The sequence below is a fragment of the Nonomuraea sp. MTCD27 genome (assembly GCF_041950495.1).
Taxonomy (GTDB): domain Bacteria; phylum Actinomycetota; class Actinomycetes; order Streptosporangiales; family Streptosporangiaceae; genus Nonomuraea.
In genome coordinates, this window is sequence record NZ_JBGNUW010000011.1 from 13,673 (window position 1) to 29,365 (window position 15,693).

The 15,693-nt window shown below is 70.7% G+C and carries 13 protein-coding genes; 7 read left to right on the forward strand and 6 right to left on the reverse strand.

Annotated features, from left to right (window positions below):
• Positions 1-5: 5 nt before the first annotated feature.
• Positions 6-3,200 carry a tetratricopeptide repeat protein gene (locus ACBJ59_RS29825; RefSeq protein ID WP_375113528.1) on the reverse strand — a complete coding sequence of 1,065 codons (3,195 nt, stop codon included), beginning with the start codon at positions 3,198-3,200 and terminating at the stop codon, positions 6-8.
• A gap of 332 nt (positions 3,201-3,532) precedes the next feature.
• On the opposite strand from ACBJ59_RS29825, the gene rox reads away from it, so the two are divergent.
• Entirely contained in the window at positions 3,533-5,050 is a 1,518-nt protein-coding gene (gene rox, locus ACBJ59_RS29830) for a rifampin monooxygenase (RefSeq protein WP_375113861.1), read from the forward strand.
• Positions 5,051-5,205: 155 nt separating this feature from the next.
• Here the strand turns inward: rox and ACBJ59_RS29835 are convergent, their stop codons facing one another.
• A complete protein-coding gene (locus ACBJ59_RS29835) occupies positions 5,206-5,457 on the reverse strand; it encodes a hypothetical protein (RefSeq protein WP_375113529.1) in 252 nt (83 codons plus the stop codon).
• Between the two features lie 460 nt (positions 5,458-5,917).
• Between ACBJ59_RS29835 and ACBJ59_RS29840 the strand changes: the two genes are divergently transcribed.
• Positions 5,918-6,331 carry an SgcJ/EcaC family oxidoreductase gene (locus ACBJ59_RS29840; protein WP_375113530.1) on the forward strand — a complete coding sequence of 138 codons (414 nt, stop codon included), beginning with the start codon at positions 5,918-5,920 and terminating at the stop codon, positions 6,329-6,331.
• 97 nt (positions 6,332-6,428) lie between these two features.
• Positions 6,429-7,454: a sigma-70 family RNA polymerase sigma factor gene (locus tag ACBJ59_RS29845; RefSeq protein ID WP_375113531.1), complete on the forward strand. Its 1,026-nt coding sequence runs from the start codon at positions 6,429-6,431 to the stop codon at positions 7,452-7,454.
• A gap of 155 nt (positions 7,455-7,609) precedes the next feature.
• On the opposite strand, the gene ACBJ59_RS29850 is transcribed toward ACBJ59_RS29845, so the two are convergent.
• Positions 7,610-8,428: an ABC transporter permease gene (locus ACBJ59_RS29850; protein WP_375113532.1), complete on the reverse strand. Its 819-nt coding sequence runs from the start codon at positions 8,426-8,428 to the stop codon at positions 7,610-7,612.
• Complete coding sequence (locus ACBJ59_RS29855) at positions 8,425-9,369, reverse strand: ATP-binding cassette domain-containing protein (protein ID WP_375113533.1); 945 nt, start codon at positions 9,367-9,369, stop codon at positions 8,425-8,427. Before ACBJ59_RS29855 ends, ACBJ59_RS29850 begins: the two co-directional genes overlap by 4 nt.
• 85 nt (positions 9,370-9,454) lie before the next feature.
• On the opposite strand from ACBJ59_RS29855, the gene ACBJ59_RS29860 reads away from it, so the two are divergent.
• Both ACBJ59_RS29860 and ACBJ59_RS29865 read left to right on the forward strand, forming a co-directional pair.
• Positions 9,455-10,228: a TetR/AcrR family transcriptional regulator gene (locus ACBJ59_RS29860; RefSeq protein WP_375113534.1), complete on the forward strand. Its 774-nt coding sequence runs from the start codon at positions 9,455-9,457 to the stop codon at positions 10,226-10,228.
• 140 nt (positions 10,229-10,368) lie between these two features.
• Positions 10,369-10,914 (forward strand): pyridoxamine 5'-phosphate oxidase family protein, encoded by a 546-nt coding sequence (locus ACBJ59_RS29865; protein WP_375113535.1) that lies wholly within the window; start codon positions 10,369-10,371, stop codon positions 10,912-10,914.
• 59 nt (positions 10,915-10,973) lie between these two features.
• Here the strand turns inward: ACBJ59_RS29865 and ACBJ59_RS29870 are convergent, their stop codons facing one another.
• The gene (locus ACBJ59_RS29870) at positions 10,974-11,387 is read right to left on the reverse strand and encodes a hypothetical protein (RefSeq protein WP_375113536.1); all 414 of its coding nucleotides are present in this window, start codon (positions 11,385-11,387) and stop codon (positions 10,974-10,976) included.
• Between the two features lie 275 nt (positions 11,388-11,662).
• Here ACBJ59_RS29870 and ACBJ59_RS29875 point away from each other — a divergent pair, with 275 nt between their 5' ends.
• A complete protein-coding gene (locus tag ACBJ59_RS29875) occupies positions 11,663-12,286 on the forward strand; it encodes a maleylpyruvate isomerase family mycothiol-dependent enzyme (RefSeq protein ID WP_375113537.1) in 624 nt (207 codons plus the stop codon).
• A gap of 134 nt (positions 12,287-12,420) precedes the next feature.
• Here the strand turns inward: ACBJ59_RS29875 and ACBJ59_RS29880 are convergent, their stop codons facing one another.
• Positions 12,421-13,899 carry an MFS transporter gene (locus tag ACBJ59_RS29880; protein WP_375113538.1) on the reverse strand — a complete coding sequence of 493 codons (1,479 nt, stop codon included), beginning with the start codon at positions 13,897-13,899 and terminating at the stop codon, positions 12,421-12,423.
• A 471-nt stretch (positions 13,900-14,370) separates the two neighbouring features.
• Between ACBJ59_RS29880 and ACBJ59_RS29885 the strand changes: the two genes are divergently transcribed.
• Positions 14,371-15,354: a hypothetical protein gene (locus ACBJ59_RS29885; protein ID WP_375113539.1), complete on the forward strand. Its 984-nt coding sequence runs from the start codon at positions 14,371-14,373 to the stop codon at positions 15,352-15,354.
• Positions 15,355-15,693: the final 339 nt, after the last annotated feature.

Below are 15,693 nucleotides of genomic sequence, written 5' to 3' on the forward strand. Positions count from 1 at the left end.
GCGGATCACCCACGCATCCAGTCGGGAACGTCCTGGCCGGTGATCGCGCGATACTCGCGGGAGACCCCCGCGGAGTCGCCCGCGTAGGCAAGGTACAGCTGCGCCATGATCGTGTAGACGATGTCCCGGCCGTGGTCGGGCAGGTGGCGACCGGCCGGCAAGGCGTGCAGCAGGGGTGCGACCGCTTCGCGAAACCTGGCCTCCTCCACCAGCATGAGCCCTAGGACGGTCAGAGCCTGCGCATACGACGGCGTATGAGCGACCGAGTCGAGCTCGGCCAGCTGCGCGTTCAGGACGACGGCCTCCTGCGCGAGCGGGACAGCCTCGGCACGCCGCCCGGCCCCCGCCAGCCGAAGCGCGCAGTTGTACAGCGAGAGCGCCAGATCCGGCAGATACTCGGCCCGGTCGAGCTCCACCATCTCCCGCCACAGGGCCACCGCCTCCTCGGCGACCGGGGCCGCCTCCGCCGCCCGCCCCGCCTCGGCCAGCCGCCCGGCGTGGTTGTTCAACGCGCTGGCCAACATGGGCAGGTGAGGCGGGCGATCGAGCTCGGCCAGCTCCCGCCACGAGGCCACCGCCACTTCCGAGTACGGGAGCGCCTCGGCCCGCCGTTCCTCGCCCACGAGCCGCAGCGCGTACCTGGATGACAGGTCCGCCAGGCTCTCCAGCGTGGACACCAGCTCAGGAAGGCGAACGGCCGGGTCCCGCCCGGCCAGCTCCCGCCGCAGCGAGACGGCCTCCGAGAAGAGCCCGACCGCCTCCGCCTCGCGCCCGGACGGGACGAGCTTGAGCGCGTAGTTGTGCAGCGAGGCGGCCAGCAGGGGCAAGTAGGCCCTCCGATCGGAATCGACCAGCTCCCGGCACACGTCGATCGTCTCCACCGAGAGCCGGATGGCCTCGTCCATCCGTCCGGCCTGTGCCAGCAGCCCGATGTGGTTGTTCAGCGAGACGGACAGGTCCGGCAGGTGGGCCGCCCGGTTGAGCTCGGCCAGCTCCCGGCACAGGGCGAGGCTTTCCTCGGAGAGGGGAAGCGCCTCGTCCAGCCGACCTACCTCAGCCAGCCGTCCGGCGTGCCTCTCCAGGGCGGTGGCCAGGTCGGGCAGGTAGGCGGCGGGGTTGAGTGCGGCCAGCTCCCGGCCGATGGTCACGGCCTCCTCCGAGAGCGGGACCGCTTCGGCCCGCCGCCCCATGTCCGCGAGCTGGAGGGCGTGGTTGATCAGCGACGGGGGCAGGTTGGGCAGGTGGGCGGCGCGGTCGAGCGCCACCAGCCGCCGCCGCAGGAGAAGGGCCTCCTCGGAGTGCGGGAGCGCCTCGTCCAGCCGCCGCGCTTCGGCCAGCGAGGCGGCGTGGTTCGCCAGGGCGGTCGCCAGGTCCGGCAGGTGGGTGGCCGGGTCGGCGGCGGCCAGCTCACGCCGGAACGCGATGGCCTCGTCGAGCAGCGGGAGCCCTTCGTCCCGCCGGCCCAGCGACATCAGCCTCGTGGCCTGGTTGTTCAGGGAGGCGGCCAGGTTGGGCAGATGCCTGGCGCGGTCGAGCGCCGCCAGCTCGCGCATGATCTGGACGGCCCGCTCGCCCTCGGCGAGAGCGCGAGCGTGCAGCCCGGCATGGCCCAGGCGGATGGCCAGATCCTCGTGGATGCGGGCCCGCAGGGCTGGCTCCGTGGTGACCGCCAGCCGATGCCCCACGAGCCGGGAGGTCACGGCGGCGATGCCGATGTCCAGGTCGATGTGCCGGTGATCCGGCAGGACGGCCGCGATGCCCTCCAGGAGATGGGGATCGATCCCGTCCAGCGCGGCCAGGGCCGCCAGGATGGCGCTCCCGGCCTGCAGGGCCAGCTCGGGGTAGGCATCCAGCAGCGGGTACAGCTGGCCGCCGGCCAGGTGCGGCCATCGGCGCGCGGCCTCCACCAGAGTGGCCAGCGCGTGGGGCGCCCACACCCGGCCGGGGTCCCCCGCCGGCGCCTTCTCAGCCGGCGCGAGCAGCCGGGCCGGTGCGCCGTCGGCCCATGGGTCGGCCGGGAACTCATGAGAATGGCCGGAGGTCATCAAGGCGACGAAGTCCTCGCCCAACCGGTCCGGGTACAAGGGCTCCAGGACCGTGTCCCGCGCTCCCGGGTAGCAGACCGCGTGATCCTTGAGAAGCTGCCCGGGAGCCTCTCCGGAGTCGATCCCGGCCAGGGCCAGCGCCGCCCTCCCGTCGGCGTGGCCGAGCCGGCCGGTCAGCGTGGCGGTGTAGACGACCTGCCCCAGCGCGTCGGGAGTCGTACGGAGGGGGTTGTCGCGAGAGGGCGCGGACATCGCCTCCCAGTGATCGCGCTCGCGGGCCAGGAGGAAGGCCGACACGGTCGCGGGGTCGGCGGGCGGGGAATCACCGCGGTCGTAGGCGAGCACCGCGGCCAGCGCGGCCATGTGCACGGTCAGCACCAGCCGGTAAGCCTCGTGGCGGTCCCACGCGGGTGGCGGGTCCACGTTCCCGGCGTCCGGTATCCCGAGCAGCTCGGCGAACCGGTCACGCGCGGCCTCGAACAGCCCGGCGCGCGTGACGCCGGGCCCGTCCTCCAGCGGCCCCAGCTCCGTGCGGCCGGGCGTCAGGTGGACGTCACGCTGGATCCGGTACGCCAGGCCCTGCCACCAGGTGCCGGACGGGCGGGCCAGCAGCAGCACGCGTACCGGCAGCCCCGTGCCGACGCGGGTGTCGGCCAGCAGCGACAGCACGTCGGCGGTGTCCCACCGCTCGGCGTAGTCCACCACCAGCAGCACCCCGGCGGCCCGCGCCAGCTCGGGAACGACGAAGGGCCCGGGCGCGGAGCGGTCGCGCCGGTGGTGTGCCGCCAGCACCACCCACCCGTCCTGCCGCCATGTCCGCGCCATCTCGTGGGCCAGGCGGGTCTTGCCCTGCCCGCCAGCGCCGTGGATCAGCCGCACCGCGAGGCCCGGCCCGTCCCGCCAGCGCCGCAGGTCGTCCAGCAGGTCCCTGCGTCCGGTGAACGCGATCAGCCCGTGCGCCGCCTGCAGCAGGCCGCTGGGCCGCGCCCGCGCCTGCTCCGGCGGCGGGGCGGCGGGAGGGGCCGGCCAGACCGCCAGCCGGTACGGCTCCCCGCCGTCATGAACGATCATGTCGCCGGCGGCCTGGTAGATGCGCGCGAACCCCGAGCCGGTTGCCTGCTGGTGAACCCGGCGCACCCCTTCTGGACCGCTCATGACGGTCATCATCGGCCGTACCCGGGCCCCGCGCCACCGCGCCGGCATCGGCCCGCACCCAAATATGGCTGGACCGGCGGATATGACCACCGGGATTCGCCCGGGCAACCGCGCGGGCCCGTTCGGAGCCGTGATCACGTGGCCGGGAAAAGGATTGGACGCGACGATGCTCGGGCTTGTAGCTTGCGGTTGATCGTGACACCGCCCGAGGAGGTGAGACCCATGAACGCTGTAGCGATGTGGGTGCTCCCCCTTGCCGTCACGGTCGGGCGATCGAGGTAGGTGTCGCCGGGAGCGCCTCGCCAACAAGGCACTCCCGAAAGGCAACACCTATGCACTCTCAGCAGGTCACCGCCGAGCCGCCGTCGAACGCCAGGGCCGAGCGTGACTCCACCGTGGGCGAGGTCCCCGGAGTTCTGCCCCTTACCTTCGATGTGATCATTGCCGGGTGCGGGCCGACCGGTGCGATGCTGGCCGCCGAACTGCGGCTGCACGATGTTCGGGTACTCGTTCTGGAGAAGGAGACCGAGCCCACGTCGTTCGTCCGGATAGTCGGTCTGCATATGCGCAGTCTCGAACTGATGGCGATGCGCGGACTGCTGGATCGCATCGTCCAGCACGGAAGACGGCGTCCGGCCGGCGGTTTCTTCGCCGCCATCCCCAAACCCGCGCCCAAGGGCCTGGATTCCGCGTACGCCTATCTGCTGGGCATCCCGCAGCCGGTCATCGAGCGTCTGCTCGAAGAACATGCGCTCGCCCTGGGCGCGCAGGTCCGGCGCGGTTGCGCGGTCACCGGTTTCGAGCAGGACGACCAGGGCGTGACCGTCGAGCTGGCCGACGGGCAACAGCTGCGTTCGCGCTACCTCATCGGCTGTGACGGCGCGCGCAGCACGGTGCGCAAACTGCTCGGCGTCGGCTTCCCCGGCGAGCCCTCACGTACCCAGACGCTCATGGGCGAGATGGAAGTGGGCGTGCCGCAGGAAGAGATCATCGCCAAGATGACCGAAGTCCGCGAGACCCAGCAGCGATTCTGGCTCCGGCCCTTCGGCGAAGGCGTCTACAGCGTCCTGGTCCCCGCCGCGGGAGTCAGCGACCGCACGGAACCGCCCACCCTCGAGGATTTCCGACAGCAGTTGCGCGCCATCGCCGGAACCGATTTCGGCGTGCACTCCCCGCGCTGGATGTCCCGCTTCGGGGACGCCACCCGGCTGGCCGAACGTTACCGGGTCGGGCGGGTGCTCCTGGCCGGCGATGCGGCACACATCCATCCACCCATCGGCGGACAGGGCCTCAACCTGGGCGTTCAGGACGCCTTCAACCTCGGCTGGAAACTGGCCGCACAGATCCGCGGCTGGGCCCCGGACACACTGCTGGACACCTACCAGGCCGAACGTCATCCGGTCGCCGAGGACGTGCTCGACAACACCCGCGCCCAGACGGAACTGCTGTCCACCGAACCCGGCGCGCAGGCCGTACGCAGGCTGCTCACCGAACTGATGGACTTCGACGAGGTGAACCGCCACCTGATCGAGAAGATCACCGCGATCGGCGTCCGCTACGACTTCGGCGAAGGCCCCGACCTGCTCGGCCGCCGCCTGCGCGACATCGACGTGAAGCAGGGCCACCTCTACGGTCTGCTGCACCGCGGCCGCGGCCTGCTCCTGGACCGCACCGAACGCCTGACCGTCGGCGGCTGGTCGGACCGGGTCGATCACCTCGCCGATCCCACTGCGGACCTTGATGTCCCCTGCGTCCTGCTACGCCCAGACGGCCACGTCGCGTGGATCGGCGACGATCAGCACGACCTGGACGCCCACCTCTCCCGCTGGTTCGGCAAGCCCGCCAACTGATTCCGCCTGAGCAACCTCGGAAGGCTGGAGGCAGCATCAGCCGTGGTGCTCTGGCGCTTGCACTCCGGAAGAAGGCGGAGGAGCACCACGGGTGATCGGCGCAGGCGGCCATAGCAATCTTGACTGACGGCGCGGCCGTTGCATGGGCGGAAGTCTCATGCGCCGCCGAGAGGCTCGTCGGATGCCTGTCGAGAACCTTTCGAACCTTCAGGACGATGCGCGCCGGGCGGGTCCTCGGGGGCACCGGCCTGAAAGCTGACGCGTCGGAGCAGGCTGACGTCGTCAAGCGCGACGCCCTCGCGGGCCAGGACGAAGAGGAGGGCAAGGAACGCGGCACGGGCGTTGCAGTCGCCGAAGGGGTGAAAGAAGCAGACGTCGAGATGGGCCCGTGCCGCGCGGGCGGTCAAGGAGAGTGCCCGCCCGCTGGTGGAGCCGTTCGAAGGTGAGGGAGGCGCCGCGCGTCGCGTCCGTCCGGACGTCCTCCAGGGCGGCGAGCAGGCCTTCGGCGCGGGCCGGTTCTATGGCGCCGTCGAAGGCTCGGATGTCTTCTGCCGCGCCGTCACGGGATGGGGCCACCGGGTGGTCCTCACTTCCGTCTGAGGCGTCTTGCCACGGCACGGAATCACGTATCGCGAGCCAGCGCTCCAAGTGGTGCGTACATGATCTCCAGGACGCCCGGCCAGGCAGACCACCGCGCCGTGACCGGCCCGAAGAGGCCACGCGCCCGGCCGAACGGCGGGCGCCAGGCCGCCCTCGAAGACGTGGAGACGGATTTCATCCGCCGCGATGAGTTCCGACCCCGCCGCCGGTATGTACTCACGAGCTCGCCGGAGTACCCCGGGCGAACCGATCACAAGGGAGAATCCGATGTCGAACACCCGTGCTGCAGACGAGGCCGCCATCCAGGCCGTACTGGTTGACTCCTACAAGGCGTGGGAGGCCGGCGACGCCGACGGCATGGTCGCCGACTACACCGCGGACGCGACCGCCATCATGACCGGCTCGTTCCGCGACAGCCGTGACGTGATCCGTCAGAGCATGGCCCTGGCCTTCGAGGGGCCGCTCAAGGGCAGCTCGACCTACAACAAGCAGCTCAGCATCCGGTTCATCGGCAGGGACGGCGCGATCGTCATCAGCGAGTCCGCCATCCTGTTCCCCGGCGAGACCGAGGTGCCGGACGACGTGCGTAAGGTGAACGCGACGTGGGTCTTCGAGAAGCGGGATGGCCAGTGGCTGATCGCCGCCTATCACAACAGTCCGGTGCTGGCGCCCGCGCAGTGAACCCTTCCCTGTAGCCAGCGGTGACCGTGTGTAGCCGTTGATGACCGCGCGGGGTGATCTGTCCGCCCATGGCGGATGCTCAGTGCAGTCGCCGGATATGGTGGCTGCGGCGGCGGCGGAGATGGAGCGTGGCGTGATGACGGGGAAGGAAGGCTTCGATCGTCGGATCGCACCTTTCCGGACGGAACTGCTGGCGTACTGCTATCGGATGCTCGGCTCGGCTCACGACGCCGAGGACCTGGTCCAGGACACGTACCTGAGGGCGTGGCGGGCGCGGGAGCAGTACGACGATGCTCGCAGCTCAGTGCGCACCTGGCTCTACCGGATCGCGACCAACGCCTGCCTGACCGCCCTGGAGGTCCAGGGTCGCCGGCCGCTGCCGTCGGGGCTGGTGGCCGCGTCGGATCCGCTCGGGCCGCTCGTCCAGGGAGAGCACGCCGCCTGGCTCCAGCCCTTGCCGGACTCGCTGCTGGACGCGGGCGATCCGGCTGGGGCCGTGATCGACCGCAGCAGCCTGCGCTTGGCGTTCGCCGCCGCCCTGCAGCACCTGTCGGCGCGTCAGCGCGGTGCGCTGATCCTGCGTGACGTGCTCGGCTTCTCCGCGTCCGAAACGGCGGAAATCCTCGGCACCACCGTCGTGTCGGTGAACAGTTCCCTGCAGCGGGCGCGTACCCGCGTCAAGGAGGTCGGGGTCCGGCAGGAACGGCTCAGCGAGCCGTCCGCGGCCGAGCAGCGCGCCTGGGTCGAACGCTACATGAAGGCGTTCGAGCTGGCCGACGTCGAGGGGCTCAAGCGGCTGCTCACCGAGGACGTGATCATGGAGATGCCGCCGATGCCCAACTGGTTCTCCGGCCGCGGCAACTACGGCCTGTTCATGGAGTGGGTCTTCGGGGCGGCCGGGAAGGACTGGCTTCTCAAGGAGGTCGCGGCCAACGGCGGCCAGCCCGGATTCGCCGCCTATCAGCGCGTCGGCGACGGGTACGACCTGCACACGCTCCAGATCTTCACCGTCACCGACGAGGGCGTCAGCCGGAACTCGGTGTTCCAGGATTCCAACGTCTACGCGACTTTCGGCCTGGCGGTCAGGCTCGACGACCAGGGGCGTGCCATCGCCGAGGCCTAACCGCTCACGACCAGGTATGCACCGGGCATGACCGACCCGGGTGGCCCAAGCCCCGGCCCTCGGCGGCCTCGCGTGCCGGGCCCGCCCCATGCCCGGCCGGGACCGCGACCAACGGGCGTCCTCACCCCAACTCGGGTCCGCGGATGCCGGAGCGTTCAGCGTCCTCTGCGCATGTAGGCGCGGAGCGACAGCGGGACGAAGATCACCAGCAGTGCGGCCGACCAGAGCAGGACGGCGGTCACCGGATGCGCGAGTGGCCAGGCCACGTTTCCCGACGGCGCGCCGGGGTTGCCGAACAGTTCCCGCGAGGCGGCGGTGAGCGCGCTCACCGGGTTCCAGTCGGCCAGGAAGCGCAGCCAGCCCGGCATGCCGTCGGTCGGGACGAACGCGTTCGACAGCATCGTGATCGGCAGGCCCAGCGGCACCATCGCGTCGGCGACCTGGTCGTTCTTCACCGCCAGGCCCACATAGACGCCCACCCAGCTCAGCGCGTACCGCAGCACGATCATCAGCAGGAACGCCTGGGCGGTGAGGATCAGGCCGCGGTGCGGCTGCCAGCCCACCAGCAGGCCCGTGCCGACCATGATGGCCAGCATCAGCAGGCCGGTCAGCAGGTCGGCGCCGGTCTGCCCGAACGGCACCGCCAAGCGCGCCATCGGCATGGAGCGGAACCGGTCCATCACGCCGCGGGAGGCGTCGGTGGCCACCCGCGTCATGACCCCCAACCAGGCGGAGAAGGTCACCATCGCGAACAGGCCGGGCATGAGGTATTCGCGGTAGTCGCCGCCGTCCGGCACCTGGATGGCGCTGCCGAAGACGTAGCCGAACAGCACGACCATGATGACCGGGAAGACCAGCGCGGCGATGATCTGCCCGGGTTCCTGCCGCAGCCGCCCCAGCTCGCGGCCGACCAGGGTCAGTCCGTCGGTGAGGGTCCAGCGCAGGCGGCCCAGTGGCGAGGTGAGGGCGGTCATCGCACGGTCTCCTTGCGGTCGGTGAGGCGCAGGAACACCTCGTCGAGGGTCGGGCGGCGCAGGCTCACGTCGGCGGCGGCGACTCCGGCGCGGTCGAGCTCGCGCACGATGTCGGCGAGGCGGAGGCCGGTGGCGGGCAGGGCGACGCCGAGCCGGTCGGCGCCGGTCGTGGTGGGTTCGGCGCCGGTCAGGGCGTTCAGGACGGTCGCCGCCTCGGGCATCGCGGCGGGGTTCTCGAGGGTGACGTCGAGGCGGTCGCCGATCGTGGCCTTCAGCTCGTCGGGCGTGCCCGTGGCGATCACCTGCCCGTGGTCGATGACGGCGATGTCGTCGGCAAGCCGGTCGGCCTCGTCCAGGTACTGCGTGGTGAGCAGCACCGTGGTGCCGTCGGCCACCAGCTCGCGGATGCTGTCCCAGATCTCGCCGCGGCTGCGCGGGTCCAGGCCGGTGGTCGGCTCGTCCAGGAAGAGCACCTCGGGGCGCTGGATGAGGCAGGTGATCAGGTCGAGCCGGCGGCGCATGCCGCCGGAGTAGCCGGCGACCTGCCGATCGGCGGCGTCCATCAGGCCGAAGCGCTCCAGCAGCTCGTCGGCCCGCCGGTGCGCCTCGCGGCGGGTCAGGTGGGACAGGCGCCCGAACATGCGCAGGTTGCCGCGGCCGGTGAGTTTCTCGTCCACGGCGGCGTACTGGCCCGCGAGCCCGATCCTGGCGCGCACTTCGCCGGCCTCGCGGACGACGTCGTATCCGGCGATGCGGGCGTGCCCGGCATCGGGATCGGACAGGGTCGCCAGGATGCGCACCGCGGTCGTCTTGCCCGCGCCGTTCGGCCCCAGCACGCCGCAGACCGTTCCTCTCGGAACGCTCAGGTCCAGCCCCCGCAGCGCATGGGTGCCGCCGAAGGACTTGTGCAGCCCCTCGGCGACCACGATCGGTTCCGCCATGATCCCTCCACTGGGTACTTCGTACGCGGTCATGGCGGCCAGACTAAGAGACCGGGTACTATGTACGCAACCAGGAGGGGGGACGATGACCGACGCCGAGTACGTGAACATCTGGATGCGGCCCGAGCGCCCGGCCTACGGCCCGAAGCCCACCTACAGCCGGGCCCAGATCACCGAGGCCGCCATCCGGATCGCCGACGCGGAGGGGCTGGAGGCCGCCACCATGCGGCGCATCGCCGCCGAGATCGGCGCCGGCGCGATGTCCCTCTACCGGTACGTCCCGAGCCGCGACAACCTCATCGAGCTCATGGCCGACCGGCTGCAGGGCGAGATCGACGTCGAGGGCATGCCCTCCGGCGACTGGCGCGCGGATCTGACGCGCTACGCCGACGGGCTGCGGGCCATGTGGCTGCGGCACCCGTGGATCGCCACCGTGCAGCGCTCACTCCCCAGCTTCGGCCCCAACCAGCTGCGCCTGATCGAACGGCTGATGGGAGTGCTCGACCCCTTCGTCTCCATCGACGAGAACCTCGGCCTCATCGCCATGCTGAACGGCTACATCGAGGGCACCGTCCGCGAGGAGAACAGCTCGGCCATGGAATTCCGCCGCAGCGGGCTCAGCGAGTCTGAGTGGATGGCGCGGAGCTACCCGTACATCGACCAGCTGGTGAAGAGCGGGGAGTACCCGATCTTCACCAAGATCGTGATGGAGGCGCGCCAGCCGCACCTCAGCCGCGACGACCAGTTCCGGTACGGGCTCCAGCGCGTCCTCGACTGCATCGCCGCGGCCCTCCCGTCAACGGCCGGGTCTCACCGGGAGGGGCGGGAAGAACAGGACGGGCCTGGGCAGGGCTCGTAGCCGGCCATCCCAGAGGGCATCAGGAGCGAGGACGTGTGGGACCCGTTCGAGCGAGTCGCCGCAGAGCGGACCCAGCGCCGCCCATCACCCTGAGCGCCGGGCTGCGTGCCTTCGTGGCAATAGGGGGAAGGGAGTTCCGCATGACGCCGAAGCAGCCCAAGACCGAGCTCGACGCCCGCTACAGCTCCGCGCTGAACCCGCGCCCGGGCGCGGACAACGTCACCGCCACCGACTGGGCCGAGGCCCAGCGCCAGTTGCGGGCCGCGGAGGTCTTCTGGATCACCACGGTCCGGCCGGACGGCCGGCTGCACGTCACGCCACTGATCGCCGCCTGGCACGACGGGGCGCTGCACTTCAGCACCGGGCCGGGCGAGCAGAAGGCGAAGAACCTGGCCGGTAATGCCCACTGCGCAGTCACCACGGGGCACAACTCACTCTCCCAAGGCCTCGACATCGTGATCGAGGGCATGGCGGAGCGGGTGACGGATCCGGCGCGGCAGGACGAGGTCATCGCCGCGTTCGAGGCGCAGTACGGGGACCACATCACCTCGCCGGAGGGGGCCTTCTACGGCTTCGGCGGCAGCATCCGCAAGGGCAACGACCTGCTGTTCGCGGTGACACCCGGCACGGCGTACGGCTTCGGGCACGACAGCCAGGTGTTCAGCCACACCCGCTACACCTTCTAGCGGGCGGGCCCAGCTGCCGCATCGGCTCGTGGTCTGCCAGGCCGGGCGCCGAACCCGGCTCAGCCGCAGTTGCCCCAGGACTTCCAGCGCGATTTGCCGACGGCGGCATCGCGTCCGTCATCCCGAATCGTCCCCATGTACTTGACGCACCGGCCCTTGCCGTAGGTCTTCACCGGTCCCAAGTAGTGCTTGACGCTCCGACCCTCGTTCTCGCCGCTCGCGCGTGAGTTGGCCCCACGCGTCTGCGTCGTGATCGTGGCCATGGTGAAGGTGGGGATGCCGATGTTCGAGGTCTTGATCGTGGTGACGCAGTTGTAGCCGGTCCTGCGGTTGTACAGCAGATAGACGTAACCGAGGACACGTTTGGCGGGAGTCTTCACGGCCTGCTTGCTGTGGGTGACCCGGGCGAAGCCGGAACCGCACACCCGCTCCGGGGTGACGGCGGAGGCGGCCGCGTACGCAGGATTGACCATGACCCCTCCGACCGACAGTGCCGCGGCAAGGAGGATCGTCGTCGTTGACTTGCGCATTCAGCCAGCCCTTCTCAACCGTCTCCCGCCATCCGGGACAACAGTTGATCATCTTGCCGGATGATTCCACACCGAATGACCGAATGGTCAAATTAGTGCGTGCCTGATGCCGCGGAGACCAACGCGTTCGTCTCGGTGGACGAACAGTTGCCTCACCTGAATGTCGGCAAGAACCCCGCCGCAGGCCCAACCGGCGTGACCAGCCCTCCCGCCGCCGGATGGACGGTCTCCGACGTGGTGCTTCACCTGGCCCAGACCGAGGAGCACGCCGCCGCTGCGGTCAGAGGCGAGCTGACGGGCACGCGGCCACGTGGCGAGATCGACGCCATGGCGGACGCCTCGTGGCCGCCGAGCGCGACATCGCCCCGGCCCGCCTCCTGGCCCGCTGGCGCGCGGCCACCTCCATCACCCCGGCCGCGCTGCGCGGCCATCCCGAAGGCAGCCGCCTGGACTGGGTGGCCTCCTCCGTCTCGCCCGCGACGCCGGCCACCACCCGCCTGGCCGAACACCGGGCGCATGCCTACGACATCACCGCCCCGTTCGGCATCCCGTATCCGGACACCGCACGGCTGCGGCACATCGCCTGGCTGGGGCACCGCACGCTGCCGTACGCGTTCGAGGTGGAAGGGCTGGTGGGCGGGCAGGTCTACTGCGAGCTCACCTCACCCGACGGGCAGCTGTGGCACTTCGGCGACCCCGACTCCCCCTCGGTCATCACCGGCCCCGCCGGCGACTTCTGCCGCGTGGGCGCGCGCCGTATCGCGCCCGCCGACTCGGCGCTGACGGCGACCGGCCCGCACGCCGCCGAGGCTCTCGCCGTCCTGCGCAACTACGCTTTCTGACAGTTCGCCACCGACGTGCGCGACGCCTCCGGCGGCACCAGCCTCATCGCCCGCGACACCGGCGGCCGGGCTGACCGTCGGCCTGCAACGGCCAACCGCGTCACGAGCCACCGCTGTGTCGCTCGTCGATGGGGTCAGCGCCTTCGGAGCAGGGTCACGACCAGCAGAGCGACTGCGGCCATGAGCACGGCGCTGACGCCCGCCGCCACGTGGAACCCGTCGATGAACGCGGCGCGGGCGGTGCCGAGCAGTTGCACCGCGGTTTCCGTGGGCAGGCGGTGCGCCAGCGCCACCGCAGCGCCGAGGCTGTCGCGGGCGCCGTCGTCAGGAACGACTGCGGTGGACAGTTCTGCCCGGTAGGTCGCGGTGATCACACTGCCGAGCAGCGCGATGCCGAGTGCGCCGCCGAGCTGGGGCGCGGCCGAGGAGATGGCCGCAGCCGCTCCGGCTCGCTCTGCGGGCGCGGAGCCCACGACCATGTCCGTGGCCAGGGCCATCATCGGCCCCAGACCGGCCGAGACCACGACGGCCCCCGTGATCAGTACGGGCAGCCCGCCGGTCTGCGTGAGCACCACGTACCCCACGGCGGACACGCCCAGGCCGACCCCGATCACCAGCGACGGGCGCACCATGCGGGCCAACCTGGGAGCCAGCGTCGAGCCGACGATGACACCCACTGCCGACGGAGCCGTCCACAGGCCCGCCTCCAGCGGCGACATGCCGTGCACGAGCTGGAGGTACTGAGCGATCGCGTAGTTCGAGCCCCACAACACGAAGATGCCGAGCGCCAGGGTGGCCGCCGCGACGCTGAACGCCCGCTCGCGGAACAGCCGCAGGTCGACGAAGGGATCGGCCAGCCCGCGCTGCCTGCGTACGAACACCCAGGCCAACGCCACGCCCACCACGATCGCCGCGACGGACTGCGCCGTCAGGCCGTCGGCCGCGATCTGCTTGAGCCCGTAGACGACCGGCAGCACCGCCGCCAACGACAGCAACGCACTGACCAGGTCGAGCCGCCCCGCGCCCGCGTCGCGGTGCTCGGGCAGCAGCCACGGCCCCAGCGCCAGCAGCACCACCATCACCGGTACGGCCAGCAGGAACGCCGAGCCCCACCAGAAGCGGTCCAGCAGCCAGCCGCCCACCAGCGGCCCGATCGCCGTGCCGCCCGAGACGCTGGCCACGATGACCCCGATGGCCACCGCCCGCTGCCTGGCGTCGGTGAACATGGACGTGGCCAGCGAGAGCGTGGACGGCATCAGCGTCGCCCCCGCCATCCCCATCAACGCCCTGGCCACGATCAGGCTCCCCGCGTCGGGCGCGTACGCGGCCATCACCGAGACCAGGCCGTACGCCGCCGCTCCGATCAGCAGCAACCGGCGGCGGCCGATCCGATCGCCCCAGGCCCCCATGGTGATGAGCGAACCGGACAGCAGGAAGGCGTAGATGTCGACGATCCACAGCAACTGAGTGCTGCTCGCCCCGAGATCCTTCCCGATGGCGGGCACCGCCAGGTTAGTGACCGTGAGTTCCAGGGACGCGAGCAGCGCGGGGAGTGCCAATACGGCCAAGCCGGTCCATTCACGTCTTCCGGCCTTGATCGTTGAAGTCGTCACGGATCAAGGATCCAACCTCAAGCAAACCTGAGGTCAAGCCCTTCGGCCGGGTCACGTACTCCATCGTCCTGAGAGAACGAAGGGGTGTGGTGAACGGCGGGCCGTTCTCGCCGGGGAGTGCGGCTCCGCGGCACAGCGGGGAGGGGCGAGCCGGGCAGAGCCTCCCGATCATCCCCGGCGACCTTGACCGCGGCATCCGGGGCCGGCCGGTAGGAGCGCCATCGGTCCTACCAGGTGCCGGGAAGCCGCCGCCTGAACCGTTGCCCTGGCCCGAGCGGCCGCGGGCATCCCGCTGCTAAAGGCCGTCGACCGCCCGACGTTGCCGGCGGAGGCGATCGCCGAGCTGGTGACCGCCGGCTTTCGGCCGGTGCTGGTGAGCGCGTGTTCGAAGTGAGCTGTATCAGGAGCGGCGGAGGCTCTCTCTGCACACCCGGACAACCGCGTAGGCGGTTGCGGCGGCAGGGGGAGACGATGTTTTCAGCGGTCGAGTACGTCAAGCGTTACGAGGCGGCACCCGATAAGCAGACGGTCGAGCAGTTGCAGAAGCTCGTGGACCTCTCGGGGCTGGGGGCGGAGGAGCAGTTCGTGGTGGCGTTGCTGAACGCCGTCTCGGCGTCCGACTTTCCTCTCGCGGCCGCGATGCGGGAGATCCGCAAGGCGCTGGCGGAGGCCGCGGAGATCCGGGGGCTGGGAGGCTGGTGGAAGGAGAAGCTCGACGCCTATGTCGCGCACATCGGCGAGGAGCCGTTCGAGATCGCGACGTTCCTGCAGGGCTGCATGAGCGGCGGGCTCTCGCTCGATCACAAGGACGCGGTGGCCGGGCAGGCGCTGGTCCTGCCCACGCCGCTCGTCCTCGTCCGGCAGCCGGTCTTCGAGGAGCGGGCGAACGTGTCCGGCTTACTGGGCGACTACCGGTACCAGACGGACGTGATCGAGGTCGGGATGGGGCTGTTCGAGGTGGCCGCCGGGCTGCGGACGGAGGCGGACTTCAAGGGCGCGTCCAAGCTGGGCATCCTGCAGTTCGCCTCGAGCGACCGGGTCGCCACGTACGACGGCGTGACGGTCGGCAACAGGTTCACCAACGCCTTGGACACCAGCAAGCGGCCCTGGTACAAGGGCGTGTCCGCGCAGATCGTCCCAGGCGCGCCCACGGCCGTGGCCCCCAACGACGCGCCGCGATGGGGTCTTCCGAAGGTTTGGGCCAAGGGGCAGAAGCTGCGCGGCATCACCATCAGGGACACCTTCGTCACCCACGTCGTCATGGAGGTCGCGCCGAACAAGTTCCACAAGCTCTTCACCTGCGAATGGGCCTTCACGGTCGACTACGACGCCACGAACCCCGGCGCGGCCAGGGCGGGCTACCAGGTGACGGGCCAGCGGTTCGAGAGTGGTGAGATCGCGCTGAGCGGCAAAGAGCCGCTGACGGGCGACTATCGGGACCAGGTCACGAAGTAGGTACGCAGGGCAGCGCGCGCAGGCCGCTCGTTCCTCAAATGCCATGGATTCGGCCCCGAACGGTCTACGGCCGTTCGGGGCCGAATCGGTTGGGCCGCTCAGCCCCGCATGCTCTACGCCGCGCTGCCGCTACGTCGCCGAGCGGGCCCCGACCCGCACCTCTCACTTCGCCGCTCTGCGTCCAGCAGCATGACGAGTGGACGGCACCGCGACCGCGTCTAAGCGCTCGTGTTCGCCGAGGCGCTGTTCCCCGGATTCGGCTTCGAGGACCGGCACGAGCGCGAGCTGATCACCACCAGCGGCCGTAGCAGGCGGCGCGTCCCGCCACGGCGCTCCGGT

What these genes read in the sequence shown, in the direction of transcription:
- ACBJ59_RS29845 (WP_375113531.1), top strand. Translation starts at nt 6,429, where the DNA reads ATGGTGGCTGCGGCGGCGGCGGAGATGGAGCGTGGCGTGATGACGGGG.
- ACBJ59_RS29870 (WP_375113536.1), bottom strand. Translation starts at nt 11,387, where the DNA reads ATGGTCAATCCTGCGTACGCGGCCGCCTCCGCCGTCACCCCGGAGCGG.
- ACBJ59_RS29875 (WP_375113537.1), top strand. Translation starts at nt 11,663, where the DNA reads ATGGACGGTCTCCGACGTGGTGCTTCACCTGGCCCAGACCGAGGAGCA.
- ACBJ59_RS29825 (WP_375113528.1), bottom strand. Translation starts at nt 3,200, where the DNA reads ATGAGCGGTCCAGAAGGGGTGCGCCGGGTTCACCAGCAGGCAACCGGC.
- ACBJ59_RS29865 (WP_375113535.1), top strand. Translation starts at nt 10,369, where the DNA reads ATGACGCCGAAGCAGCCCAAGACCGAGCTCGACGCCCGCTACAGCTCC.
- ACBJ59_RS29860 (WP_375113534.1), top strand. Translation starts at nt 9,455, where the DNA reads ATGACCGACGCCGAGTACGTGAACATCTGGATGCGGCCCGAGCGCCCG.
- ACBJ59_RS29885 (WP_375113539.1), top strand. Translation starts at nt 14,371, where the DNA reads ATGTTTTCAGCGGTCGAGTACGTCAAGCGTTACGAGGCGGCACCCGAT.
- ACBJ59_RS29855 (WP_375113533.1), bottom strand. Translation starts at nt 9,369, where the DNA reads ATGGCGGAACCGATCGTGGTCGCCGAGGGGCTGCACAAGTCCTTCGGC.
- ACBJ59_RS29850 (WP_375113532.1), bottom strand. Translation starts at nt 8,428, where the DNA reads ATGACCGCCCTCACCTCGCCACTGGGCCGCCTGCGCTGGACCCTCACC.
- rox (WP_375113861.1), top strand. Translation starts at nt 3,533, where the DNA reads ATGCACTCTCAGCAGGTCACCGCCGAGCCGCCGTCGAACGCCAGGGCC.
- ACBJ59_RS29840 (WP_375113530.1), top strand. Translation starts at nt 5,918, where the DNA reads ATGTCGAACACCCGTGCTGCAGACGAGGCCGCCATCCAGGCCGTACTG.